Below are 23,652 nucleotides of genomic sequence, written 5' to 3' on the forward strand. Positions count from 1 at the left end.
GAAAAAGGCGAGGGGGTCGAGTCAGTTGTAACGGGGTGTGTTTAAACGAGGCGTTCAGGTGACAGACGGCAACTTGGTCGACAGCCGGTATCTACCGGCGTTTGCGGCCTGTCATCGAACAGATTCGTCGAAACCATCCTGTACGGTTGACCTGCGACCGGCCGTTGCCAGTCCGCTTCGCAGCAAGCTTAGACGCGAATCTGCGGAACCGAAAGGCAGCGCTTTTTGGGGGTGCGACAATGGGTCGCAAAGGAGGCGGGAACTGCCGCATCGGAAGATGCGGCAGTGATGCGGATGAGAGTTATTCGCCTTTGGCTTCTGCTTGCAGGGGTTGTCCGCCGGTGCCATGGGAGAGGCTGTAGACGTAGGCCGCCAGCAACTGCACTTTGTCATTACCGAGCAGTTCGTTCTGCGCCGGCATATGGCCCTGGCGACCATGGCGAATGGTCTGCTGCAGTTGCGCCAAGCTGGTGCCGTAGATGAAAGCGGCCGGTTGGGTCAGGTTCGGAGCGCCCATCGCTTCCATGCCCTGACCGTTGGCGCCATGGCACGCTACGCAGGTGGTGCTGAACGCCTGCTGTCCGGCTTCCAGGTCGGCACCGCTGTCCTGAGGCAACGGCAGGCCCGCCAGTTCGTGGCGCACATAGGCTGCCACGTTCTTCACGCCGGCTTCGCCGAGCATGTCGCCCCAGGCCGGCATCGCCGCGATGCGTCCACCCATGATCGTGGTCTTGATCGCCTCGGCGCTGCCGCCCCAGCGCCAGGTGCTGTCGGCCAGGTTGGGGAAGCCGAAGGCGCCCTTGGCGTCCGAGCCGTGGCACACCGAGCAGTTGGAGGCGAACAGGCGTCCACCCATTTTCAACGCTTGCGGGTCCTTGGCCACTTCTTCCACCGGCATCGCTGCAAATTTGGCGAAGATCGGCCCGAACTTTGCGTCAGCCTTGGCCATTTCCTTGTCCCATTCCTTGGTCTGGGTCCAGCCGTCCTGATAACCCGGCAGGATGCCTTTCCAGTTACCCAGGCCCGGATACAGGATGAGGTAGCCGACGGCGAACACCAGGGTGCCGGCGAACAGCAGGAACCACCATTGCGGCAGTGGGTTGTCGTATTCCTCGATGCCATCGAAGGCATGGCCCATGGTCTGGTCGACACTGCCCTTGGTCTCGCCCTTGCGGGTGCCGACCAGCAGCCAGGTCAGGCCGATCAGGCTGCCAATGGTCAGTACGCAGATCCACGTACTCCAGAAGGTGGTCATGGCCGGGTGCTCCTTGTGCCAGTTTCTTGGGTGCTGTCGGGTTGCGGCTCATCGGCAAACGGCAACAGGCGCGCTTCGGCAAATTCCGGGGTGCGCTTGCTGTTAAACACCCACAGCGTCAGGCCGATAAAGGCCACGAACACCACGAGCGTACCCAGGCCGCGAATCATTCCAGTGCTCAAATCAATCACCATGGCTCACCTCTTGCTCTTGATCGCAGTGCCGAGCACTTGCAGGTAGGCGACCAGCGCGTCCATCTCCGACTTGCCCTTGAGCGACTCGGTGGCGCCGGCGATGTCTTCGTCGGTGTACGGCACGCCGAGGGTGCGCATGGCCTTGATCTTGGTCTCGGTGTGACTGCTGTCGAGCTGATTGGCCACCAGCCACGGGTAGGCGGGCATCTTCGACTCGGGCACCACGTTGCGCGGGTTGTACAGGTGCGCGCGGTGCCAGTCATCGGAGTAGCGGGCGCCGACGCGGGCCAGGTCCGGACCGGTACGCTTGGAGCCCCAGAGGAACGGATGGTCCCAGACGCTTTCACCGGCCACCGAGTAGTGGCCATAACGCTCGGTCTCGGCGCGGAACGGCCGGATCATCTGCGAGTGACAGCCAACGCAGCCTTCGCGGATGTAAATGTCGCGGCCTTCGAGTTGCAGCGCGGTGTAAGGCTTCATGCCTTCGACCGGCTTGTTGGTGACGTCCTGGAAGAACAGCGGGACGATCTGGGTCAGACCGCCGATGCTCACCGCAAACACCATCAGCAGCAGGAGCAGGCCGACGTTTTTCTCAATCGTTTCGTGTTTCATGGCGGACTCCTCAGGCCATCTGCGCCGCGGCGGCGACTTCGGCAGGTTGGGCTTCACGCACGGTGCGCCAGGTGTTGTAGGCCATCAGCAACATGCCGCTGAAGAAGATCGCGCCGCCGACCAGACGCACGACGAAGCCTGGGTGGCTGGCCACCAGGGTTTCGACGAAGGAGTAGGTCAGGGTCCCGTCTTCGTTGACTGCACGCCACATCAGGCCCTGGGCGATGCCGTTGACCCACATCGAGGCGATGTAGAGCACGGTGCCGATAGTGGCCAGCCAGAAGTGCGCATTGATCAGGCCGATGCTGTGCATCTGCGCACGCCCGAAGATTTTCGGGATCATGTGGTACAGCGCACCAATCGAGATCATTGCCACCCAGCCGAGCGCGCCGGCGTGAACGTGGCCGATGGTCCAGTCGGTATAGTGGGAGAGGGCGTTGACGGTCTTGATCGCCATCATCGGACCTTCGAAGGTCGACATGCCGTAGAACGCCAGGGATACCACGAGGAAACGCAGGATCGGGTCGCTGCGCAGCTTATGCCAGGCACCCGAGAGGGTCATCATGCCGTTGATCATGCCGCCCCAGCTCGGAGCCAGGAGGATCAGCGACATCACCATGCCCAGCGACTGCGCCCAGTCTGGCAGCGCGGTGTAGTGCAGGTGGTGCGGGCCGGCCCAGATGTACAGGGTGATCAGCGCCCAGAAGTGCACGATCGACAGGCGATACGAGTACACCGGACGTTCGGCCTGTTTCGGCACGAAGTAGTACATCATCCCGAGGAAGCCAGCGGTTAGGAAAAAGCCTACCGCGTTATGTCCGTACCACCACTGCACCATGGCATCGGTCGCACCGGCATACACCGAGTAGGACTTGGTCAGGCTGACCGGCAGTTCCATGTTGTTGACGATGTGCAGGATGGCGACGGTGATGATGAAGGCGCCGAAGAACCAGTTGCCGACGTAGATGTGCTTGGTCTTGCGCTTCATCAGCGTGCCGAAGAATACGATGGCGTAGGCGACCCAGACGATGGTGATCAGGATATCGATCGGCCACTCCAGTTCGGCGTACTCCTTGGAACTGGTGTAGCCCAGTGGCAGGGTGATGGCTGCCAGCAGAATCACCAGTTGCCAGCCCCAGAACGTGAACGCGGCGATTTTCGGCGCAAACAGTTGGGTTTGGCAGGTCCGTTGTACCGAGTAGAACGAGGCGGCGAACAGCGCGCAGCCACCAAAGGCGAAGATCACCGCGTTGGTGTGCAGCGGGCGTAGGCGACCGAAGCTGGTCCACGGCAAGTTGAAGTTCAGTTCGGGCCAGACCAATTGCGCCGCGAGAAAAACCCCGAGGCCCATGCCGACGATGCCCCAGACCACCGTCATAATGGCGAATTGGCGGACCACCTTGTAGTTATAGGCGGTACTTGTAGAAGTGTTCATGGTTCCCCATCCACGGTTCAGCCGAAGCGAGCGACTGCAAGGCAGCGACTCTCCCTTCGCCTGGAGTTATAGGCAGATTAAAAGCGAGGCAAGCATGGACAATGAGCACAACGCCAGTATTGACGGGGATCAATGGGCGCAGTGTGTGCGGGACAATGGCTGGCTGTGGGATGCGGCGGCTGGCAAGGTTTCGAAGCAAACGCCAACCCTGATTTTGGCCCACGGTTCCGGCGCACCGATGGACAGCGGATTCATGACGAATTTCGCTGCACGCCTCGCTGCGCTTGGGATCAACGTGCTGCGCTTCGAGTTTCCTTACATGGCGCAGCGACGCCTGGACGGCGGCAAGCGTCCGCCGAACACCACACCAAAGCTGCTCGAGCACTGGCGGGAAGTCTATGGGGTGGTGCGACGCCATGTCGCTGGGCCGCTGGCCATCGGCGGCAAGTCAATGGGCGGGCGTATGGCCAGTATGGTAGCGGATGAGTTGGGGGCGGATGCGCTGGTGTGTCTGGGTTATCCGTTTTATGCAGTGGGGAAACCGGAGAAGCCTCGCGTCGAGCATTTGCCCGGATTGAAGGCTCCGACCCTAATCGTGCAAGGCGAGCGCGATGCGCTGGGGGATCGTGCGGCGGTGGCGGGCTATACCTTGTCACCGAGTATTGAGGTGTTGTGGCTGGTGTCCGGCGACCATGACCTGAAGCCGTTGAAAGCTTCAGGCTTTACCCATGAGCAGCATCTGGCGACGGCGGCGGGGCGGGTGGCGGCGTTTCTTCAGTGAGACCTTTGCCGGCGATAAGGCCTGCGAGAGCACACCTTTCAGCCAGGCAATAAAAAAACCGGAAGCTCTCGCCATCCGGTTTTTTTGGGGTTGCCAGGGCGATCAGCGGTTAAACCGCTCCACCAACGAATACTGGGTATTCGCGGTCTTGGTCAGCTCTTCACTCAACAGCGCCGAGTTCTGCGCCTGTTCCGAGGTCTGGTCGGCCAGCTCGGAAATGTTGCTGATGTTGCGACTGATTTCCTCGGCCACCGCGCTTTGCTCTTCGGTGGCGGCGGCGATCTGGGTGGTCATGTCTGTGATGTTGGCCACCGCCTCGCTGATCCCCACCAGCGCCTGATCGGCTTCCAGTACCCGGGCCACCCCTTCTTCCGCCTGGCGATGCCCGGCTTCCATGGTTTGTACGGCGGTGCTGGCGGTTTGCTGGAGCTTGGCGATCAGGCTGTGGATCTGCCCGGTGGATTCGCTGGTGCGTTGCGCCAGTTGCCGTACTTCGTCGGCGACTACGGCAAAGCCCCGGCCCATTTCGCCGGCGCGGGCGGCTTCGATGGCGGCGTTGAGGGCCAGCAGGTTGGTCTGGTCGGCAATGCCCTTGATCACATCGACAACACCGCCGATCTCGTCGCTGTCCTTGGCCAGTTGGGTGACGGTCAGGCCGGTTTCGCCGACCACTACCGACAGGCGCTGGATCGCTTCGCGGGTTTCCCCGGCGATGTCACGGCCACGTCCGGTCAGGCGATTGGCTTCCTGCGTAGCGTCGGCGGTGCGCTGCACATGGCTGGCGACTTCCTGGGTGGTAGCGGCCATCTGGTTGACTGCTGTCGCCACTTGCTCGGTCTCGAGGCGCTGACGCTCAAGGCCAATGGAGCTGTCGTGGGCCAGTTGATCGGACTGACGCGCCTGTCCGGTCAAGTGCTCGGCGGTGTCCTGCAGGCGGGTCAGGCAGGTTTTCAGGCGTGCTTCCTGACTGAGGATCGACATCTCCAGACGCGCCTGCGCGCCGCGGCTGTCGGTGTACATCTGCGCGATCAGTGGGTCAGAGGTGGTTTGCTCGGCCAGGCGCAGCAATCGCTTGAGGCCACGCTGCTGCCAACTCAAGCCGAGCAGGCCCAGCGGCACGGAGAGGCCGGCGGCCAAGGCAAAGCCCCATTGCGAGTTGAGGGTGGCGCCGATCATAAAACTCAACTGGCTGACCAGAATGAACGGCAGCCAATCCTGCAGCACCGGCAACCACTTGTCGCGCTGGGGAACAGCGGACTTCCCCTGGTTGAGGCGCTGGTACAGGGTTTCGGCGCGCCGGATCTGTTCCGCGGTCGGCTTGACCCGCACCGACTCATAGCCGACGACCTGGTTGCCGTCGAACACCGGCGTCACGTAGGCGTTGACCCAATAGTGGTCACCGTTCTTGCAGCGATTCTTGACAATGCCCATCCATGGCAGGCCTTGTTTCAATGTGCCCCACATGTGCGCGAACACCGCCGATGGCACGTCAGGGTGACGAACCAGGTTGTGCGGCGCACGGATCAGTTCTTCACGGGAAAAACCACTGATCTCGACGAATGCATCGTTGCAGTAGTTGATCACACCCTTGGCATCGGTGGTGGAGATCAACCGTTGCTGAGCCGGGAAGGTCCGTTCGCGCTGTGTGATGGGCTGGTTATTACGCATGGCTGTTTCAATCCGCAAGGCTTTGACAGGGTGTCGGCCAGCCTGGCGAAATATTGAAATTATTTTTCAACAATGGGTGATGCGTCGCAAAATGACTGGTGCGTCATGTTCTTTGAAGCCGAATGATCTGCCCCTGTGGGAGCGAGCCTGCTCGCTCCCACAATGGACCGGGTTAACCATTTGAACAGCATTGCAGTCTCACAATGGCTGTCATCCCGCAATCAACTGCCGCAATACATAATGCAAAATCCCCCCTGCCTTGAAGTACTCCACCTCATTCAGGGTATCGATGCGGCACAACACCTCAATCCGCTCGCTGCTGCCGTCCTCCCGGGTAATGATCAGCGGCAAATTCATCCGCGGCGCCAATTCGACCCCGCTCAGCCCTTGAATGCTCAAGGTTTCCTTGCCGGTGAGCTTCAGGCTCTTGCGGTTCTGATCAAGCTTGAACTGCAGCGGCAAGACGCCCATGCCCACCAGATTGGAGCGGTGTATCCGCTCGAAGCTCTCGGCGATCACCGCCTTGATTCCCAGCAGGTTGGTACCCTTGGCCGCCCAGTCACGGCTTGAGCCGGTGCCGTATTCCTGGCCGGCAATGACCACCAGTGGCGTGCCGCTGGCCTGATAGCGCATGGCCGCGTCGTAGATCGCCAGTTTTTCGCCGCTGGGGATGTACAGGGTGTTGCCCCCTTCCTCGCCGCCAAGCATTTCATTGCGGATCCGGATGTTGGCAAAGGTGCCGCGCATCATCACTTCATGGTTGCCGCGCCGTGAGCCGTAGGAGTTGAAATCCCGTGGTTCCACGCCTTGCTCACGCAGGTAGCGCCCGGCCGGGCTGTCGGCCTTGATGTTGCCGGCAGGGGAGATGTGGTCGGTGGTCACCGAGTCGCCGAGCAGGGCCAGGATGCGCGTGCCGTTGACGTCCTCGATCACCGGCGGAGGGCCACCAATACCGTCGAAAAACGGTGGGTGCTGGATGTAGGTGGAAGAATCCTGCCAGACGTAGGTCGCCGCTTGTGGCACTTCAATCGCTTGCCATTGCGCATCGCCGGCAAACACCTCGGCATACTCCTTGTGAAACATGGCGGTGGAGACCTGGCTGACCGCCGCCGCGATCTCCTGGCTGGTCGGCCAGATATCCCGCAGGTACACCGGATTGCCGTCCCTATCGTCGCCCAATGGTTCGCTGGCGATATCGATCCGTACAGTGCCGGCCAGGGCATAGGCCACTACCAACGGTGGCGAGGCCAGCCAGTTGGTTTTCACCAGCGGGTGGACCCGGCCTTCGAAGTTTCGATTGCCCGACAGCACCGAGGCGACGGTGAGGTCGGAGCCCTGGATGGCTTTCTCAATCGGTTCCGGCAACGGCCCGGAGTTGCCGATGCACGTGGTGCAGCCATAACCCACCAAGGCAAAGCCGAGCTGATCGAGGTAAGGCGTCAGGCCGGCGGCATTGTAATAGTCGGTGACCACCTTGGAGCCGGGGGCCAGGGAACTCTTGACCCAGGGTTTGCGGGTCAGGCCCTTTTCCACGGCCTTCTTCGCCAGCAACCCGGCGGCCATCATCACGCTCGGGTTGGAGGTGTTGGTGCAGGAAGTGATCGCGGCAATCACCACTGCGCCGTTTTTCAGGCGGTAGGTGTGGCCTTCATGTTGATAGTCCGCCTCGCCGACCAGATCGGCGTTGCCCACCGCGACACCGCCGCCGCCCTCACTTTCAAGGCGACCCTCTTCCTTGCTGGTGGGTTTGACCGCCAGACCGAGGAAGTCGCTGAAGGCCTGGGCGACGTTGGGTAGCGATACCCGGTCCTGCGGGCGCTTCGGGCCGGCAAGGCTGGCTTCTACACTGCCCATGTCCAGCGCCAGGCTGTCGCTGAACTGCGGCTCCTGGCCGGGCAGGCGCCACAGGCCCTGGGCCTTGCTGTAGGCCTCGACCAGCTTGACCAAGGCGTCGGGCCGCCCGGACAGGCGCAGGTAGTCCAGAGTGACTTCATCCACCGGGAAGAAACCGCAGGTGGCGCCGTACTCCGGCGCCATATTGGCGAGGGTCGCGCGGTCGGCCAATGGCAGTTCGCCAAGGCCGTCACCATAGAACTCGACGAATTTTCCCACCACGCCTTTCTTGCGCAACATTTGGGTGACCGTCAGCACCAGGTCGGTGGCGGTGATGCCCTCCTTGAGCTTGCCGCTGAGCTTGAAGCCGATCACTTCCGGAATCAGCATCGACACCGGTTGCCCGAGCATCGCCGCTTCCGCCTCGATTCCGCCGACGCCCCAGCCAAGCACACCGAGGCCATTGATCATGGTGGTGTGCGAATCGGTGCCCACCAGGGTGTCGGGAAAGGCGTAGGTGCGACCGTCTTCTTCCTTGGTCCAGACCGTGCGGCCGAGGTACTCAAGGTTGACCTGGTGGCAGATGCCGGTGCCGGGCGGCACCACGCTGAAATTATCGAACGCGCTCTGGCCCCAGCGCAGGAACGCATAACGCTCCCCGTTACGCTGCATTTCGATGTCGACGTTATGCTCGAACGCGCCGCTGCTGGCGAAGGCATCGACCATCACCGAGTGGTCGATCACCAGGTCCACCGGCGACAGCGGATTGATTCGCTGCGGGTCGCCACCGGCCTTGGCCATGGCGGCGCGCATGGCCGCCAGGTCGACCACCGCCGGTACCCCGGTAAAGTCCTGCATCAGCACGCGCGCGGGGCGATATTGGATCTCCCGGTCGCTGCGTCGCTCCTTGAGCCAGGCGGCGAGTGCCTTGAGGTCGGTGCCGGTGACGGTCTTGCCGTCCTCCCAGCGCAGCAGGTTTTCCAGCAGGACTTTCAGGGACATCGGCAACGAGTCGAGGTTGCCCAGGGATTTGGCGGCTTCCGGCAAGCTGAAGTAATGGTAGGTCCGGTCGTCGACTTGCAGGGTCTTAAGGGTTTTCAGGCTATCGAGGGACGGCATTGAATTCACTCCTTTGAGTCCGCACGGCTACGGACTGACGGGACGGGCAGAGCACTAAAGCTAGCGCTGTTTTAAGTAGCTGGCTAATAACTGGACTCTATGGGCAAGTCCAAGGTTCCGAAGTCAGCTATCATGCGCCGGTTTTCGTGACAGGCTTTGCTACAGGGCAAGTTTGCGCACAATTGCCCAGGAGATTTAATGAACACGCTCTTTATGCATTGCCGTCCAGGTTTCGAAGGTGAAGTCTGCTCGGAAATCGCCGATCTCGCTGCACACCTGAATGTGTCCGGTTACGCCAAGGCCAAGCCAAGCACCGCCTGTGCCGAATTTGTCTGCACTGAAGCCGACGGTGCCGAGCGCCTGATGCGTGGCCAGCGCTTCTCGCAGTTGATCTTCCCGCGGCAATGGGCGCGCGGCACCTTCATCGACTTGCCGGAAACCGACCGCATCAGTGTGATCCTCGCCCACATGGCCGACTTCCCGGTGTGTGGCAGTCTGTGGCTGGAGATGGTCGATACCAATGACGGCAAAGAGCTGTCGAATTTCTGCAAAAAATTCGAAGTGCACCTGCGCAAGGCGCTGATGGCCGCTGGGAAGTTGGTGGAGGACGCACACAAGCCGCGCCTGCTGCTGACCTTCAAGAGCGGTCGCGAAGTGTTCCTCGGCCTGGCTGAAGCCAACAACTCGGCGATGTGGCCAATGGGCATTCCGCGCCTGAAATTTCCTCGTGAGGCGCCGAGCCGTTCGACCCTCAAGCTGGAAGAGGCCTGGCACCACTTCATACCCCGTGAGCAATGGGACGAGCGCCTGCACAGCGACATGACCGGCGTAGACCTGGGCGCCGCGCCGGGCGGCTGGACCTGGCAACTGGTCAATCGCGGCATGCTGGTCACCGCCATCGACAACGGTCCGATGGCCGAAAGCCTGATGGACACAGGTCTGGTGCAGCACCTCATGGCTGATGGTTTTACCTTCAAGCCCAAGCAGCCGGTGGACTGGATGGTCTGCGACATCGTCGAGAAGCCGGCGCGTAACGCCGCGATGCTCGAAGAGTGGATCGGCGAAGGGCATTGCCGTGAGGCGGTGGTCAACTTGAAGTTGCCGATGAAGCAGCGGTATGCCGAGGTCAAGCGCTTGCTCGAACGTATCGAGGAAGGCTTCAAGGCCCGCGGGATCAAGGTCGATATCGGCTGCAAACAGCTGTACCACGACCGTGAGGAAGTGACCTGCCACCTTCGTCGGCACGACGTGAGCAAGCCCAAGAAACGCTGAGCCGGCACCCCAGATGACGTTATCCCCGGCATTGCGCGACAATGCCGGTCAGTTTCAGGAGTCCATCATGAGTGAAATGATCAACACGCCGGTCGACGGCACCCTTGACGCCACAGGCCTGAATTGCCCGGAGCCGGTGATGATGCTGCACCAGCACATCCGCGACCTGGTCCCCGGTGGCCTGCTCAAAGTCATCGCCACCGACCCCTCGACCCGCCGCGATATTCCCAAGTTCTGCGTGTTCCTCGACCATGAATTGGTAGGCCAGCATGAAGAGGCGGGCACCTATCTGTACTGGATTCGCAAGAAGACCTGACAACATAACCCCTGTAGGAGCAGCCGGGCGGCGTTCCGCTGCTCGCGATGAGGTCGGCACATTCAACATCGTTGCTGGCTGAGACATCGCTATCGCCAGCAGGCTGGCTCCTACAGGGTTTTGCGCTCACACCATGGGTGATCGAGACAAAACCTGTAGGAAGGCTCTTACTGCACCAGCCGAATCCGCTTGCGCGCACTGCGCACCAGCCTGATCGACAGCATCAGCGCCGCGCAGCTGAGGCCGGCGATCAGGCCTTCCCACAGCCCGCTCGGGCCGCTGGCCGGGCCGAACCAGTCGGTCAGTCCCAACACATAACCCACCGGCAAGCCGATGCCCCAGTAGGCGAACAGGGTCAGGATCATCGTCACCCGGGTGTCCTGGTAACCGCGCAGGGCGCCGGCGCAGATTACCTGGATCGCGTCGGAGAACTGGTACAGCGCGGCATATACGATCAGCATCGAAGCAATCTGGATTACCGTCTGGTCCGGGGTGTAAATCGAAGCAATGGGTTCGCGCAGTACCAGGATCAAGGTTGCCGAGAAGGCCGCAAACACCAGCGCCGCGCCCAGTCCGACCTTCGCCGCAAAGCGTGCCTGATAAGGATTGCCGGCGCCCAGCGCCTGACCGACCCGCACCGTTACTGCCATTCCCAGCGAATACGGAATCATGAACAGCAGCGAGCTGATGTTCAGCGCAATCTGGTGCCCGGCGACTACGGTTGAACCGAGGCTACCGATCAGCAGCGCAATCACCGCGAAGATGCTCGACTCGGCGAACACCGCGATACCGATCGGCAAGCCAATGCTGACCAGACGCTTGATGGGCGCCCATTGCGGACGGTCGAAGCGCACCAGAATTCGCGTTCGGGCATAGAACGGCGCCCAGCGAGTCCAGCCGGCCATGCTCAGGGCCATGAACCACATGACAATTCCGCTGGCCCAGCCACAGCCGACGCCGCCCAGGGCCGGCAGGCCGAAGTGACCGTAGATCAGCGCATAGTTCAGCGGGATGTTCAGCAGCAAGCCACAGACGCCAATGATCATGCTCGGGCGAGTGCGGCCCATGCCGTCGCTGTAGCAGCGCAGCACATAATAGAAGGCGATACCGGGGAAGCCGAAGGCGATGCCCTGCAGGTAGCCCATGCTCGGTTCGATCAACAGCGGATCGACTTTCATCCAGTGCAGGATCGGCTCGGCGCTGAGCAGCAGGGCGCTGCCGAGCAGGCCGACAAACAGCGCCAACCACAGCGCCTGGCGCACCAGCGGGGCAATCTCGTCATGCTGTTGCGCGCCGAAACGTTGGGCGACCTTTGGAGTAGTGGCCAGCAGCACGCCGGTCATCAGCAGGTAGACCGGAATCCAAATCGAGTTGCCCAGCGCCACTGCTGCCAGGTCCCGCGGGCTGACCCGGCCGGCCATGACCGCATCGACGAAGCCCATCGCGGTGGTCGCGAGCTGCGCGATCATGATCGGCACGGCCAGGGCGAGCAAGCCCTTGAGTTCCAGGCGAACCGGCGTGGTGCGGGGCAGGGTGTCGGGGGTGTTGGTCACGGAATTCACAGGCGAAGCGTCCAAAAGGTTTTGATGCGCAAGGCGGCGCATTCTACGCCTTGACGCGGCAGTCAGGAAAACTCCTCTGTTAGGGATTTGTAAAGCCGTCTCCAGGGCGCTGCGCTACACTGCCGGTCCGCCAAAGGAGCCTGCCATGCTGATTGTTGCTGACGAAAATATTCCGTTGCTCGACGCCTTCTTCGAAGGTTTCGGCGAAATTCGCCGGGTGCCGGGCCGGGCCATCGACCGCGCCACGGTCGAGCAGGCAGACGTACTGCTGGTGCGCTCGGTGACTCATGTCAGCCGTGAGCTGCTGGAGGGCAGCAAGGTCCGCTTCGTCGGCACTTGCACTATCGGCACTGATCATCTGGATCTCGATTATTTTCAACAGGCCGGGATCACCTGGTCCAGCGCTCCCGGTTGCAACGCTCGGGGCGTGGTCGACTATGTGTTGGGCAGTTTGCTGACTCTGGCTGAGATCGAAGGTGTGGCGCTGAACGAACGCACTTACGGCGTGGTCGGTGCCGGTGAGGTTGGCGGTCGGTTGGTCAAGGTGCTCAAGGGGCTGGGCTGGAATGTGTTGGTCTGCGACCCGCCGCGCGAAGCGGCTGGCGGCGACTACGTGGCGCTGGAACAGATCATCGCGCAATGCGACGTCATCAGCCTGCACACCCCCCTGACCCAGGCCGGCGAACATCCGACCTGGCACCTGTTCGACCGTCAGCGCTTGCAGCAGCTCAAACCCGGCGCCTGGTTGATCAATGCCAGTCGTGGCCCGGTGGTGGACAACAGCGCCCTGCGCGAAGTGATGCTGGAACGCGAGGACCTGCAAGCGGTGCTGGATGTCTGGGAAGGCGAGCCGAGTGTCGACATCGCCCTGGCTGAGTTGTGCGTGATTGCTACCCCGCACATTGCCGGCTATAGCCTGGACGGCAAGCAGCGCGGCACGGCGCAGATTTATCAGGCGTTCTGCCAGTTCCTCGGCCAGCCGCCGACGGTGTCTCTTGATCAGTTGCTGCCCGCTCCCTGGCTGGCGCAGGTTGGCCTGAGTGCCAGCAGCGATCCGGCCTGGGCCCTGGCCATGCTGTGCCGTGGCGTTTACGACCCGCGCCGTGACGATGCCGACTTCCGCCGCAGTCTGGTGGTCGCCGGTGCGGAGCAACGCAGCGCCTTTGATCTGCTGCGCAAGCATTATCCGGAGCGCCGCGAGATCGACGGCCTGAGCGTGCGGATTGACGGAGATTCAGCGCAGTTACGCCAGATCGTCCAGGCGCTTGGCGCGCAGTTGGTATAAAGCTGCGGGCATAAAAAACCCGGCGCAAATGGGGCCGGGTTTGAAGACTTCAGGCTTGAGTCACTTTTGTTCGGCAGGCTTGACCAATCGCTGGTCCAGTTCGCGGCATGCGTCCTGGATCATGTCTTCAGTGATCGGTACCTCGCGCCCTTGAGCGTCGATAATGGCGCACCCCAGAGACTGCTGCGGCTGCGTGCGGATCACTTGAATCTTGTCATCGCTGCGGTGTTGCAAGGACATGGCCTGTCTCCTCATCAGGTTGTGCGCTTACTCTAAATCCACCAAATGACCACACTGTGACAAATCGCTCACGTGGGTAGGCGGTATCTCAGTCCAACAGAAATATCCGGTAACTTCCAGCCGAACTTTAGACCGATAGCATCTAGCTTCTAGTATTGGCGGACATATTCAATCCGACTGATTGCGATTCACCGGGTTCCCGGCCACTTGTCGGTGTACGCTCATTTCCACGACTTACCGATTCGGATGATTCTGATGCTGTCTGCCCGTCACCGCCGTGCCATTCGCTTATCTATGGATTTTATTGCCCCTTATCGTTGGCAGGCGCTGGGGGCGTTGCTTGCACTGATCGTCACCGCCGGCATCACCCTGTCGATGGGGCAGGGCATTCGCCTGCTGGTCGACCAGGGCTTCATGACCCAGTCTCCGCATCTGCTCAATGAAAGCATCGGCCTGTTCCTGCTGCTCGTGGTGGGGTTGGCGATCGGTACGTTTGCCCGGTTCTACCTGGTGTCGTGGATTGGCGAACGCTGCGTGGCGGACATTCGCCGGCAAGTGTTCAACCATCTGATTTACCTGCATCCGGGTTTTTATGAGGACAACCGCAGTTCCGAGATCCAGTCGCGGCTGACCGCCGATACCACGCTGTTGCAGTCGGTGATCGGTTCCTCCCTTTCGCTGTTTTTGCGTAATGCGCTGATGGTCCTTGGTGGCATCGTGCTGCTGTTTATCACCAACCCCAAATTGACCAGCATCGTGGTGGTGGCCTTGCCGCTGGTGCTGGCCCCGATCCTGATTTTCGGCCGGCGGGTGCGCAGCCTGTCGCGCCTGAGCCAGGACCGGATTGCCGATGTCGGCAGTTACGTCTCGGAAACCCTGGGCCAGATCAAAACCGTGCAGGCCTACAACCATCAGCCGCAGGACGAGCGGCGTTTCGCGGTGACCGTGGAGCAGGCGTTCGACACCGCGCGCAAGCGCATCCTGCAGCGTGCCTGGCTGATTACCCTGGTGATCATCCTGGTGCTGGGGGCGGTGGGTGTCATGCTCTGGGTCGGCGGCATGGACGTGATCGCCGGACGGATCAGTGCCGGTGAGTTGGCGGCGTTCGTGTTCTACAGCCTGATCGTCGGCAGCGCCTTTGGCACCCTGAGCGAAGTGATTGGCGAACTGCAGCGGGCGGCCGGTGCCGCCGAACGGATTGCCGAACTGCTGCGTGCGCAGAACATCATTCAGCCGCCGCAAAGCGGCCAGGTCAGCTTGCCCGAACGGGTGCGTGGCGAATTGCAACTGGAAGAGGTGCGCTTTTCCTACCCGTCACGCCCGGAAAGCTACGCCGTCGATGGCGTGAGCCTGACGATCAATGCCGGCGAAACCCTAGCGCTGGTCGGACCTTCAGGGGCGGGCAAGTCGACGGTCTATGACCTGCTGCTGCGTTTCTACGACCCGCTGCATGGGCGCATCCTGCTCGACGGCGTGCCACTGACCCAACTCGATCCCGAGGACTTGCGCCGCTGCTTCGCCCTGGTCTCGCAAACCCCGGCGCTGTTTTTCGGCAGCATTGAAGAGAACATCCGCTACGGCAAACCCGATGCGACCCTGGAAGAAGTCCAGGAGGCCGCGCGGATTGCTTACGCCCACGACTTCATCGAACAGATGCCCCAGGGCTACCAAACCCATCTGGGGGACGGCGGGCTCGGCCTATCCGGCGGCCAGCGCCAACGCCTGGCCATCGCCCGCGCCTTGCTGGTGGATGCGCCGATCCTGCTGCTCGACGAAGCCACCAGCGCCCTCGACGCGCAAAGCGAACACCTGATCCAGCAAGCACTGCCGAGCCTGATGCAAAACCGCACCACCCTGGTCATCGCCCACCGCCTGGCTACGGTGAAAAACGCTGACCGGATTGCGGTGATGGACCAGGGCAAGTTGGTGGCGGTAGGCACCCATCAGGAGCTGATTGCCAGCAATGCGCTATATGCGCGACTGGCGGCGTTGCAGTTCAATGATGGGCGGACAATGGCTTGAACCGGCGGACACCTTTCGACCGACCAAGTAGCCGACTAAGTAACGGACTCAGTAGCAAGGTCGCTGCGGGCACTTGACGATCTGCAGGTGTGAACGGGTTTGCACGTAAGGTCGCTATCATTTTTTTGCAATAAAAAATGCCCGCATTTCTCAATGCGGGCATTTTCATCAGCGCCTCAAATCGCCTCACTGATCATCAAAATACCGCTCATGCCAATCCACCAGCGGTTGCGGTGAATTGAGCTTCTGGCCGTAGATCACCGAATAGGACAGGACGTTCTGCACGTACTGGCGGGTTTCGTCGAACGGGATGCTTTCCACCCAGACGTCGAAACTCAGGTGATCGGCGCCGCGTAACCACTGTCGTACACGGCCGGGGCCGGCGTTGTAGGCGGCGGAGGCAAGGACGCGGTTGCCGTTGAACTGGCTGTGGACCTGACTCAGGTAGGCGGCGCCGAGTTGGATGTTCTTGTCCGGATCCAGCACCTGTTGCGGCGAGGCCAGCGGAATGCTGAACTTGCGCGCGGTTTCCTTGGCGGTGCCGGGCATCAATTGCATCAGGCCGCTGGCGCCGACGCCGGAGCGGGCGTCATCCATGAAGGCGCTTTCCTGGCGAGTGATGGCGAATACCCAGCTCGAATGCAGGCCACGGACCTTGGCTTCGCGGACCAAAGTGTTGCGGTGGGCCATCGGGAAGCGGATATCCAGATCGTCCCAGTACTGTGCCTGGCTGATGGTGCGAATGGCCGGGAAATACCATTTCAGGTCGTAGGCTAGCTTGGCCTGGGCGACCATTTCATCGCGATTGAAGTGGCGACTGACGTGGTACCACTCGCGCCGGCCGTCGACGATCTGCCCGCGCGCGTGAAACTCCAGGGCACGGCGCACACCGGGTGTGTTGCGTACCTTGTTGATCAACGCCTGGCTCAATACCAGCGGCTTATTGTTCAGTGAATAGGGCGATTGCGAGCGATCTGCGGCGAGGAAGCCGTAGAAGTCACGTTCGCGCGCGAGGTTCTTGTACAGGGTCTGCGCTTCCGGGTTTTGCGGTTGCGCCAGTTCCAGGCTGCGGGCCTGCCAGTAGCGCCAGCGGTTGGTGGTGGCGAGGTCTTGTGGCAGACGGCGGGTCAGTTGGTAGGCGTCGTCCCAGCGAGCCAGGCGCAGCAGCAGGCGCAGGCGCCATTCGGACACGGTGTTGTCGCGCAGTTCCGGGTCGTATTTGGTCATGACATCAAGCGCACGGCCGTCGAAACGGCGGGCCAGGGTCAGGCCAATTTCCCGGGCGATCGCCACTTTTTCATCGCGGGAAAAGTGCATGCTACTGGCGTAGCCGTCGAGCAGGGCCATCGCCCTGTCCGGGTCCTGGCGCGCCAGACGCCGCAGACCGAGACTGACCACGTCGGCCATCGGTTCATCGGCCGGGGTGAAGCGTGACGGGGTGTTCAGCAGTTCCGGCTTTTGCGCCACGTCCACCAGCAGGCGGCCACGGGGGGCGAGGGTGGTCATGCTGTTGACCAGGCTATTGGCCAGCGCATAGTTGTGGGCCTGGGCGGCCAGTTTGGCGCGCTCCCAGCGCTTCTGCTCGGTCAGTTGGCCTTGTGCCGCCCACATGCCGAACAACGCATCGCACGCTGCCGGCTGGGATTTGCCGGTCAGCCACAGCTTTTCGGTGTTGGCATAGCCTTCGGCCTTGAGGTTATGGCTGATCTGGTACTGCGCGTTGAGGCAGTCCAGTTCGGTGAAGTTCATCTTGGGGTCGTAATACTTGACGAAGGTCGACCAGTCGCCGCGATCGGCCAGCCAGCGCAACCAGCGCAATTTCATCCAGTTGGCTTGCGGCAGGTCGCCGTGCTCGGCGAGGAATTTCTCGATTTCCTCGTTGCTCGCGCTTTTCAGCCGTGCGGTCAGTTCGTCGTACGCCAGATAAGGTTCCAGCGGGTAGTCGGCGAGGGCCTGGCTGTAGCGGAAATACGGGCCGGTGTCGCCCTTGGCCAGGGCGCGCTTGGCTTCATCGTAATACTGGCGTTGGGTGGAGAGGTCCACCGCCTGGGCGGATTGGACGGCGGAGGCAGAAAGGAGCAGGCAGGATAAAAAGCTGAAAAGGCGACTGCGCATGTGACATCCGGGCAGAGAAAACATGACAAGTGCCAGTAGGAGCCAGCACTGATTATTTGTAGCTTAGCCTTTTGCCAGCAACCGGCGAAAGCTTTGCCGGCCCATCGGCACAAGTTCGCAACAATTAATGGGCAGAGTGCTCCCACAGTGAAAATGCCGGCCTTCTGCAGTCCCAACTCAGGTAGAATGCGCGCCCGGTTTTTGGAGAAGCTCATGACCCTGCTCAAATTCAGCGATGTGTCCCTTGCATTCGGCGCGATGCCGTTGTTGGACAAGGTGTCCTGGCAGATCGCCCGTGGTGAGCGGGTGTGCATCATCGGCCGCAATGGCACTGGCAAGTCCAGCATGATGAAACTGGTCAAGGGCGACCAGAAGCCCGATGACGGCTCGGTGTGGCGTGCCCCCGGTCTGAAAATCGGCGAATTGCCGCAAGAATTGCCGGTTGCCGACGAGCGGACGGTGTTCGACGTGGTCGCTGAAGGCCTGGATGGCGTTGGCGCGCTGCTCGCCGAATATCACCACCTGAGCCAGAACATCGTCACCGATGCTGACCTGGACAAGTTGATGCACGTCCAGCATGACCTCGAAGCCCGCGACGGCTGGCGCTTGCAGACCCTGGTCGATAGCACCCTGAGCCGCCTGCAACTGCCTGCCGACAAGACCCTCGCCGAATTGTCCGGCGGCTGGCGTCGTCGCGTGCTGCTGGCGCAGGCGCTGGTGTCCGAGCCGGATCTGCTGCTGCTCGACGAACCGACCAACCACTTGGACATCGGTGCAATCGCCTGGCTTGAAGAAGCGCTGAAGGATTTCCAGGGGGCCGTACTGTTTATCACGCACGACCGTTCTTTCCTGCAAAACCTCGCGACCCGCATCCTCGAACTGGATCGCGGTGGCCTGATCGACTGGAACGGCGACTACGCCAGTTTCCTCGTGCACAAAGAAGCCGAGCTTGCCGCCGAGGCCACGGCCAACGCGCTGTTCGACAAGCGTCTGGCCCAGGAAGAAGTGTGGATTCGCCAGGGCATCAAGGCTCGCCGTACCCGTAACGAAGGTCGTGTGCGTGCCCTCAAGGCCCTGCGTGTCGAGCGCAGCGAGCGTCGTGAGCGCACTGGCAAGGCCAACATCCAGTTGGACACCGCCGAGAAGTCCGGCAAGCAGGTGATGGTCCTCGAGGACGTCAGCTTCGCCCACCCGGGCGGCCCGTTCCTGATCAAGGATTTCTCCATGGTCCTGCAGCGCGGTGACCGCATTGGTCTGCTCGGCGCCAACGGTACCGGCAAGACCACCTTGCTCAAATTGATGCTCAGCGGTCTGCAACCGACCAGCGGCAAAGTGGAAGAGGGGACCAGGATCGACGTTGCCTACTTCGACCAGTTGCGTCATCAGTTGGATCTGGAAAAGACTGTGATCGACAACGTTGCCGAAGGTCGCGACTTTATCGATATCGACGGCCAGAGCCGCCACGTGCTGAGCTACCTCGGCGACTTCCTGTTCAGCCCGCAGCGTGCGCGCACGCCGGTCAAGGCGCTGTCGGGCGGCGAGCGTGCGCGCTTGTTGCTGGCTAAATTGTTCAGCAAGCCGGCGAACCTGCTGGTGCTCGACGAACCCACCAACGACCTCGATGTGGAAACCCTCGAGTTGCTGGAAGAAGTGCTGCTGACCTTCAACGGCACCGTGCTGATGGTCAGCCACGACCGGGCATTCCTCGACAACGTGGTCACCAGCACCCTGGTCTTCGAGGGCGAAGGTAAGGTCCGTGAATACGTCGGTGGCTATCAGGACTGGCTGCGCCAGGGTGGTTCGCCACGCCTGCTGGGCGTGACCGAGAGTAAGTCCGGCAAGGCTGACCTGAACTCGGCGGTGGTTACCGCAGCCCCGGCACCCGTGGCCGCTGTGGAAGCACCGGCGGCGAAGAAGAAGCTCAGCTACAAGTTGCAGCGCGAGCTGGAAGCCCTGCCAGGGCAGATCGACGCCATGGAGCAGCAGATCGCAGCGGTCGAGGCGCAAATGGCCGACTCCGGCTTCTACCAGCGTCCATCGACCGAAACCGCCGCGGTGATCGCACAACTGGAAAAGCTGCAGGCTGAGCTGGACGTCTTGGTTGAGCGTTGGGCCGAGCTGGATGCCTGATTGATTCTTCCGATGTAGGAACGAGCTTGCTCGCGATGGTCGCGACGCTGTGTGGTGTTCTCCGGTGCATCGCGAGCAAGCTCGCTCCTGCAGCCCGGCCTCAGTGATGAGTGCCGGGCTTTTCACATATCAGAAGCGCTGTTATTTACTTTTGCTTTGCAGGCGTACGGCCAGCACGTCACAGGGTGCTCCGTGCAGCACGTCATTGGCGGTGGAGCCCAGCAGCAGCGCCAGGCCGTGGCGACCATGGCTGCCAACCACGATCAGGTCGCAGGCTTGCTCCTTGGCCAAAGTGTGGATTTCCTGGCGCGGCTGACCATAGGTCAAATGGCTGTTTTCCTTGGACAGTTCCGGATATTTCAGGATCAGGCGCTCGAGGCGCTCCTTGGCTTGGTCGAACTGCTGTTGTTGCAGTTGCGACAGGTCCATCGGTACGTCACCGCCAAAGGCCATGGCCATTGGCTCAACGATGTGCACCAGCGACAGTTTGGCGCCATTGCTCGTTGCCAGCTCGCGAGCGCGGTGAATCACGGGGTCGCACTCTTCGGTCAGGTCTACAGCGACCAGGATATGGGTGTAAGGCATGAGGTGCACCTCCTGTGGATGGCGATAGTAATAAGTATGGCTGGTTTCAGGCGGATTGGTTTCGACAGAGATCAATGCGCCGATCAAAAAACGGGAGTACAGATATGACGGTCTGGATAGTGGTGTCAATCCTTGCAGTGATGCTCAGCCCCCTGGCATGGCTCGCGCCATCCCGCCGCCAGGGTGGTCGGATGGCCTTGCGCATGGAAGCGCGCCGCATCGGCCTGGCCATGCAATTGGCACCCCAGGAGTGGCCGCACTGGTTGCTGCCTGAGCCGCCGAACCCCTGTGCGCAGTACCATCGGCCGCGCCGTGGCAATCAGCCGGCGTGCTGGAGTTACTGGCAGAAGGCCCCGGGGCAATGGGTCAATCAGTGGCAGGAAGTCTGTGAAGATCCGGCCATGCTGATTCATTTCGAAAAATTGCCGGGCAACGTCTACAAAGTCGAGGCGGACAAGCAAATGATCACCCTGTACTGGGGCGAGAAGGGCGAGGCCGAGGTGCTGCAGCAGATCGACGCAACCCTCAAGGCGCTCGCCTGAGCGTCAATCACAGGCAATAAAAAGCCCGACAATCAGCATCGGGCTGGAGTTGGCCAGGCAGGCCGGAATTTCGTTTTACAGCTGAAACCGCGTCAGGGCATTGGCCGCACGCATGCGGTCTTTCGTCTATCGTCCCCGCCAGCGTAGCGGCTTGCACGCGATCTGCAACAGATTAGGGCGACGTTTCTAAATATTGATTCTATGAATGACAGTGCATGCACCAGCGTGTTGCTGGTCTTCGTGCTGCGTAAATGACTGCAAAGTCGTGTTTCAACCTGTGTTTCAGGCGATTGACAATTGTAAGAAATTCCGTGAAGGTGGCGTACCCAAATCAAACGGGCGTATGAATTGAGCGTTTGTATTTCAGACCGCTCCTACAGAATCCCGACTATCGCGTTGGCGGGTGTGTGTCTGGTGGATAGGTGTCAGTATCGACGGTAGCGTCAGTGCCGACCCAGAACATCAGCGTCCGACGTGTACTGTTCAGCTTCCATATCGTGGAGATCAGTTGATGATTTACGAAGGTAAAGCCATCACGGTTAAGGCTCTTGAAAGTGGCATCGTCGAACTCAAGTTCGACCTCAAGGGTGAGTCCGTCAACAAGTTCAACCGTCTAACCCTGAACGAACTGCGTCAGGCCGTGGACGCCATCAAGGCAGATGCGTCGGTCAAAGGTGTGATCGTCAGCAGCGGCAAGGACGTGTTCATCGTCGGCGCCGACATCACTGAATTCGTCGACAACTTCAAGCTGCCGGATGCCGAGCTTGTGGCGGGTAACCTCGAAGCCAACAAGATTTTCAGCGATTTCGAAGACCTCAACGTGCCGACCGTCGCCGCGATCAATGGCATCGCGCTGGGTGGCGGTCTGGAAATGTGCCTGGCCGCGGACTACCGCGTCATGTCCAGCACCGCCAAGATCGGCCTGCCGGAAGTCAAGCTGGGTATCTACCCGGGCTTCGGCGGTACCGTGCGCCTGCCGCGCCTGATCGGTGCCGACAACGCCATTGAGTGGATTGCCGCTGGCAAGGAGAACCGTGCCGAAGACGCCTTGAAAGTCGGTGCAGTCGATGCTGTGGTCGACGCCGATAAGCTGCAGGCCGCTGCGCTGGAACTGATCAAGCGCGCCATCTCCGGCGAGTTCGACTACAAGGCCAAGCGCCAGCCGAAGCTGGAAAAGCTCAAGCTGAACGCGATTGAACAAATGATGGCCTTCGAAACCGCCAAGGGTTTCGTGGCCGGTCAGGCTGGCCCGAACTACCCGGCGCCGGTTGAAGCGATCAAGACCATCCAGAAAGCCGCGAACTTCGGTCGTGACAAAGCGCTGGAAGTCGAAGCTGCCGGTTTCGTCAAACTGGCCAAGACTTCTGCCGCGCAGAGCTTGATCGGCCTGTTCCTGAACGATCAGGAGCTGAAGAAAAAGGCCAAGGCCTACGACGAAATCGCCCAGGATGTGAAACAGGCTGCCGTATTGGGCGCCGGTATCATGGGTGGCGGTATCGCCTACCAGTCGGCCTCCAAAGGCACGCCGATCCTGATGAAGGACATCAACGAACACGGTATCGAGCAGGGGCTGGCCGAGGCCGCCAAGCTGCTGGTGAGTCGCGTTGAGAAAGGTCGCATGACGGCGGCGAAGATGGCTGAAGTGCTTAATGGCATTCGTCCTACTTTGTCCTACGGCGACTTCGGTCACGTCGACCTGGTGGTTGAAGCGGTCGTCGAGAACCCTAAAGTCAAGCAAGCGGTGCTGGCTGAAGTCGAAGACAAGGTCAAGGAAGACACTATCCTTGCCTCGAACACCTCGACCATTTCCATCAGCCTGCTGGCCAAGGCCCTCAAGCGCCCGGAAAACTTCGTCGGCATGCACTTCTTCAACCCGGTGCACATGATGCCGCTGGTGGAAGTGATTCGTGGCGAGAAGTCCAGCGAACTGGCCGTCGCCACCACCGTTGCCTACGCCAAGAAAATGGGCAAGAACCCGATCGTGGTCAATGACTGCCCGGGCTTCCTGGTCAACCGCGTGCTGTTCCCGTACTTCGGCGGTTTCGCCAAGCTGGTCAGCGCGGGCGTGGACTTCGTGCGCATCGACAAGATCATGGAAAAATTCGGCTGGCCGATGGGCCCGGCGTACCTGATGGACGTCGTTGGCATCGACACCGGCCACCACGGTCGTGACGTGATGGCTGAGGGCTTCCCGGATCGCATGAAGGACGACCGTCGCTCGGCCGTTGACGTGCTGTACGAAGCCAAGCGCCTGGGCCAGAAAAATGGCAAGGGCTTCTACGCGTACGAGACCGACAAGCGCGGCAAGCAGAAGAAGGTTGCCGACCCGTCGGTACTGGAAGTGCTCAAGCCGATCGTCTATGAACAGCGCGAAGTCACCGACGAAGACATCATCAACTGGATGATGATCCCGCTGTGCCTGGAAACGGTGCGCTGCCTGGAAGACGGTATCGTCGAAACCGCTGCCGAAGCCGACATGGGCCTGGTCTACGGTATTGGTTTCCCTCCATTCCGTGGCGGTGCGCTGCGCTACATCGACTCGGTCGGTGTTGCCGAATTCGTTGCCCTGGCTGACCAGTACGCTGATTTGGGCCCGCTGTACCACCCGACCGCGAAGCTGCGCGAAATGGCCAAGAACGGCCAGAGCTTCTTCGGTTAAGCGCCCACGACTAGAGCGAGAATATTT

The 23,652-nt window shown here is 61.1% G+C and carries 18 protein-coding genes; 8 read left to right on the forward strand and 10 right to left on the reverse strand.

All coding sequences use genetic code 11. The features are described from left to right. Positions 1–301: 301 nt before the first annotated feature. Genes ccoP through ccoN form a run of 4 tightly spaced genes read right to left on the reverse strand, consistent with a single transcriptional unit; the run spans position 302 to position 3,496 of the window. The gene (gene ccoP / locus NR126_RS16550) at positions 302–1,255 is read right to left on the reverse strand and encodes a cytochrome-c oxidase, cbb3-type subunit III (RefSeq protein WP_027617997.1); all 954 of its coding nucleotides are present in this window, start codon (positions 1,253–1,255) and stop codon (positions 302–304) included. Continuing rightward, complete coding sequence (locus tag NR126_RS16555) at positions 1,252–1,449, reverse strand: cbb3-type cytochrome c oxidase subunit 3 (RefSeq protein WP_027617996.1); 198 nt, start codon at positions 1,447–1,449, stop codon at positions 1,252–1,254. The genes ccoP and NR126_RS16555 overlap by 4 nt, the downstream gene beginning before the upstream one ends. Positions 1,450–1,452: 3 nt before the next feature. Further along, positions 1,453–2,061 carry a cytochrome-c oxidase, cbb3-type subunit II gene (gene ccoO / locus NR126_RS16560; RefSeq protein WP_027617995.1) on the reverse strand — a complete coding sequence of 203 codons (609 nt, stop codon included), beginning with the start codon at positions 2,059–2,061 and terminating at the stop codon, positions 1,453–1,455. Between the two features lie 10 nt (positions 2,062–2,071). After that, positions 2,072–3,496, reverse strand: coding sequence for a cytochrome-c oxidase, cbb3-type subunit I (ccoN, locus tag NR126_RS16565; RefSeq protein ID WP_027617994.1), 1,425 nt, complete (start codon positions 3,494–3,496; stop codon positions 2,072–2,074). Between the two features lie 94 nt (positions 3,497–3,590). Here ccoN and NR126_RS16570 point away from each other — a divergent pair, with 94 nt between their 5' ends. Beyond that, positions 3,591–4,277, forward strand: a complete 687-nt coding sequence (locus NR126_RS16570) for an alpha/beta family hydrolase (protein WP_027617993.1) — start codon at positions 3,591–3,593, stop codon at positions 4,275–4,277. A 102-nt stretch (positions 4,278–4,379) separates the two neighbouring features. Here the strand turns inward: NR126_RS16570 and NR126_RS16575 are convergent, their stop codons facing one another. Continuing rightward, positions 4,380–5,945 carry a PAS domain-containing methyl-accepting chemotaxis protein gene (locus tag NR126_RS16575; protein WP_027617992.1) on the reverse strand — a complete coding sequence of 522 codons (1,566 nt, stop codon included), beginning with the start codon at positions 5,943–5,945 and terminating at the stop codon, positions 4,380–4,382. A 210-nt stretch (positions 5,946–6,155) separates the two neighbouring features. Then, entirely contained in the window at positions 6,156–8,897 is a 2,742-nt protein-coding gene (acnA, locus tag NR126_RS16580) for an aconitate hydratase AcnA (RefSeq protein ID WP_256830652.1), read from the reverse strand. A gap of 198 nt (positions 8,898–9,095) precedes the next feature. On the opposite strand from acnA, the gene rlmM reads away from it, so the two are divergent. Then, positions 9,096–10,169: a 23S rRNA (cytidine(2498)-2'-O)-methyltransferase RlmM gene (gene rlmM / locus NR126_RS16585; RefSeq protein ID WP_027617990.1), complete on the forward strand. Its 1,074-nt coding sequence runs from the start codon at positions 9,096–9,098 to the stop codon at positions 10,167–10,169. A gap of 67 nt (positions 10,170–10,236) precedes the next feature. Beyond that, entirely contained in the window at positions 10,237–10,485 is a 249-nt protein-coding gene (gene tusA, locus NR126_RS16590; RefSeq protein ID WP_027617989.1) for a sulfurtransferase TusA, read from the forward strand. A gap of 167 nt (positions 10,486–10,652) precedes the next feature. On the opposite strand, the gene NR126_RS16595 is transcribed toward tusA, so the two are convergent. After that, positions 10,653–12,047, reverse strand: coding sequence for an MATE family efflux transporter (locus NR126_RS16595; protein WP_027617988.1), 1,395 nt, complete (start codon positions 12,045–12,047; stop codon positions 10,653–10,655). Positions 12,048–12,192: 145 nt separating this feature from the next. Here NR126_RS16595 and pdxB point away from each other — a divergent pair, with 145 nt between their 5' ends. Continuing rightward, on the forward strand, positions 12,193–13,332 hold the full coding sequence (gene pdxB, locus NR126_RS16600; RefSeq protein ID WP_256830653.1) for a 4-phosphoerythronate dehydrogenase PdxB: 1,140 nt from the start codon (positions 12,193–12,195) through the stop codon (positions 13,330–13,332). 60 nt (positions 13,333–13,392) lie between these two features. On the opposite strand, the gene NR126_RS16605 is transcribed toward pdxB, so the two are convergent. Next, complete coding sequence (locus NR126_RS16605) at positions 13,393–13,572, reverse strand: PA1571 family protein (RefSeq protein ID WP_027617986.1); 180 nt, start codon at positions 13,570–13,572, stop codon at positions 13,393–13,395. Between the two features lie 246 nt (positions 13,573–13,818). Here NR126_RS16605 and NR126_RS16610 point away from each other — a divergent pair, with 246 nt between their 5' ends. Then, complete coding sequence (locus NR126_RS16610) at positions 13,819–15,594, forward strand: ABC transporter transmembrane domain-containing protein (RefSeq protein ID WP_177327230.1); 1,776 nt, start codon at positions 13,819–13,821, stop codon at positions 15,592–15,594. 186 nt (positions 15,595–15,780) lie between these two features. Here NR126_RS16610 and NR126_RS16615 read toward each other — a convergent pair whose 3' ends face one another. Continuing rightward, a complete protein-coding gene (locus tag NR126_RS16615; protein WP_256830654.1) occupies positions 15,781–17,709 on the reverse strand; it encodes a transglycosylase SLT domain-containing protein in 1,929 nt (642 codons plus the stop codon). 213 nt (positions 17,710–17,922) lie between these two features. On the opposite strand from NR126_RS16615, the gene NR126_RS16620 reads away from it, so the two are divergent. Continuing rightward, positions 17,923–19,839, forward strand: a complete 1,917-nt coding sequence (locus NR126_RS16620; RefSeq protein WP_027617983.1) for an ATP-binding cassette domain-containing protein — start codon at positions 17,923–17,925, stop codon at positions 19,837–19,839. 141 nt (positions 19,840–19,980) lie between these two features. On the opposite strand, the gene NR126_RS16625 is transcribed toward NR126_RS16620, so the two are convergent. Next, positions 19,981–20,424 (reverse strand): universal stress protein, encoded by a 444-nt coding sequence (locus NR126_RS16625; RefSeq protein WP_027617982.1) that lies wholly within the window; start codon positions 20,422–20,424, stop codon positions 19,981–19,983. A gap of 104 nt (positions 20,425–20,528) precedes the next feature. On the opposite strand from NR126_RS16625, the gene NR126_RS16630 reads away from it, so the two are divergent. Continuing rightward, positions 20,529–20,966, forward strand: coding sequence for a hypothetical protein (locus tag NR126_RS16630; protein WP_027617981.1), 438 nt, complete (start codon positions 20,529–20,531; stop codon positions 20,964–20,966). Between the two features lie 511 nt (positions 20,967–21,477). Continuing rightward, positions 21,478–23,625 carry a fatty acid oxidation complex subunit alpha FadB gene (fadB, locus tag NR126_RS16635; RefSeq protein WP_027617980.1) on the forward strand — a complete coding sequence of 716 codons (2,148 nt, stop codon included), beginning with the start codon at positions 21,478–21,480 and terminating at the stop codon, positions 23,623–23,625. Positions 23,626–23,652 lie beyond the last annotated feature (27 nt).

It is taken from the genome of Pseudomonas sp. Pse1 (genome assembly GCF_024519635.1).
Classification (GTDB): domain Bacteria; phylum Pseudomonadota; class Gammaproteobacteria; order Pseudomonadales; family Pseudomonadaceae; genus Aquipseudomonas.

Bases quoted from the DNA above. Each gene is read 5' to 3' on its own strand.
- ccoP (WP_027617997.1), bottom strand. From the start codon at position 1,255: ATGACCACCTTCTGGAGTACGTGGATCTGCGTACTGACCATTGGCAGC.
- NR126_RS16555 (WP_027617996.1), bottom strand. From the start codon at position 1,449: ATGGTGATTGATTTGAGCACTGGAATGATTCGCGGCCTGGGTACGCTC.
- ccoO (WP_027617995.1), bottom strand. From the start codon at position 2,061: ATGAAACACGAAACGATTGAGAAAAACGTCGGCCTGCTCCTGCTGCTG.
- ccoN (WP_027617994.1), bottom strand. From the start codon at position 3,496: ATGAACACTTCTACAAGTACCGCCTATAACTACAAGGTGGTCCGCCAA.
- NR126_RS16570 (WP_027617993.1), top strand. From the start codon at position 3,591: ATGGACAATGAGCACAACGCCAGTATTGACGGGGATCAATGGGCGCAG.
- NR126_RS16575 (WP_027617992.1), bottom strand. From the start codon at position 5,945: ATGCGTAATAACCAGCCCATCACACAGCGCGAACGGACCTTCCCGGCT.
- acnA (WP_256830652.1), bottom strand. From the start codon at position 8,897: ATGCCGTCCCTCGATAGCCTGAAAACCCTTAAGACCCTGCAAGTCGAC.
- rlmM (WP_027617990.1), top strand. From the start codon at position 9,096: ATGAACACGCTCTTTATGCATTGCCGTCCAGGTTTCGAAGGTGAAGTC.
- tusA (WP_027617989.1), top strand. From the start codon at position 10,237: ATGAGTGAAATGATCAACACGCCGGTCGACGGCACCCTTGACGCCACA.
- pdxB (WP_256830653.1), top strand. From the start codon at position 12,193: ATGCTGATTGTTGCTGACGAAAATATTCCGTTGCTCGACGCCTTCTTC.
- NR126_RS16605 (WP_027617986.1), bottom strand. From the start codon at position 13,572: ATGTCCTTGCAACACCGCAGCGATGACAAGATTCAAGTGATCCGCACG.
- NR126_RS16610 (WP_177327230.1), top strand. From the start codon at position 13,819: ATGATTCTGATGCTGTCTGCCCGTCACCGCCGTGCCATTCGCTTATCT.
- NR126_RS16615 (WP_256830654.1), bottom strand. From the start codon at position 17,709: ATGCGCAGTCGCCTTTTCAGCTTTTTATCCTGCCTGCTCCTTTCTGCC.
- NR126_RS16620 (WP_027617983.1), top strand. From the start codon at position 17,923: ATGACCCTGCTCAAATTCAGCGATGTGTCCCTTGCATTCGGCGCGATG.
- NR126_RS16625 (WP_027617982.1), bottom strand. From the start codon at position 20,424: ATGCCTTACACCCATATCCTGGTCGCTGTAGACCTGACCGAAGAGTGC.
- NR126_RS16630 (WP_027617981.1), top strand. From the start codon at position 20,529: ATGACGGTCTGGATAGTGGTGTCAATCCTTGCAGTGATGCTCAGCCCC.
- fadB (WP_027617980.1), top strand. From the start codon at position 21,478: ATGATTTACGAAGGTAAAGCCATCACGGTTAAGGCTCTTGAAAGTGGC.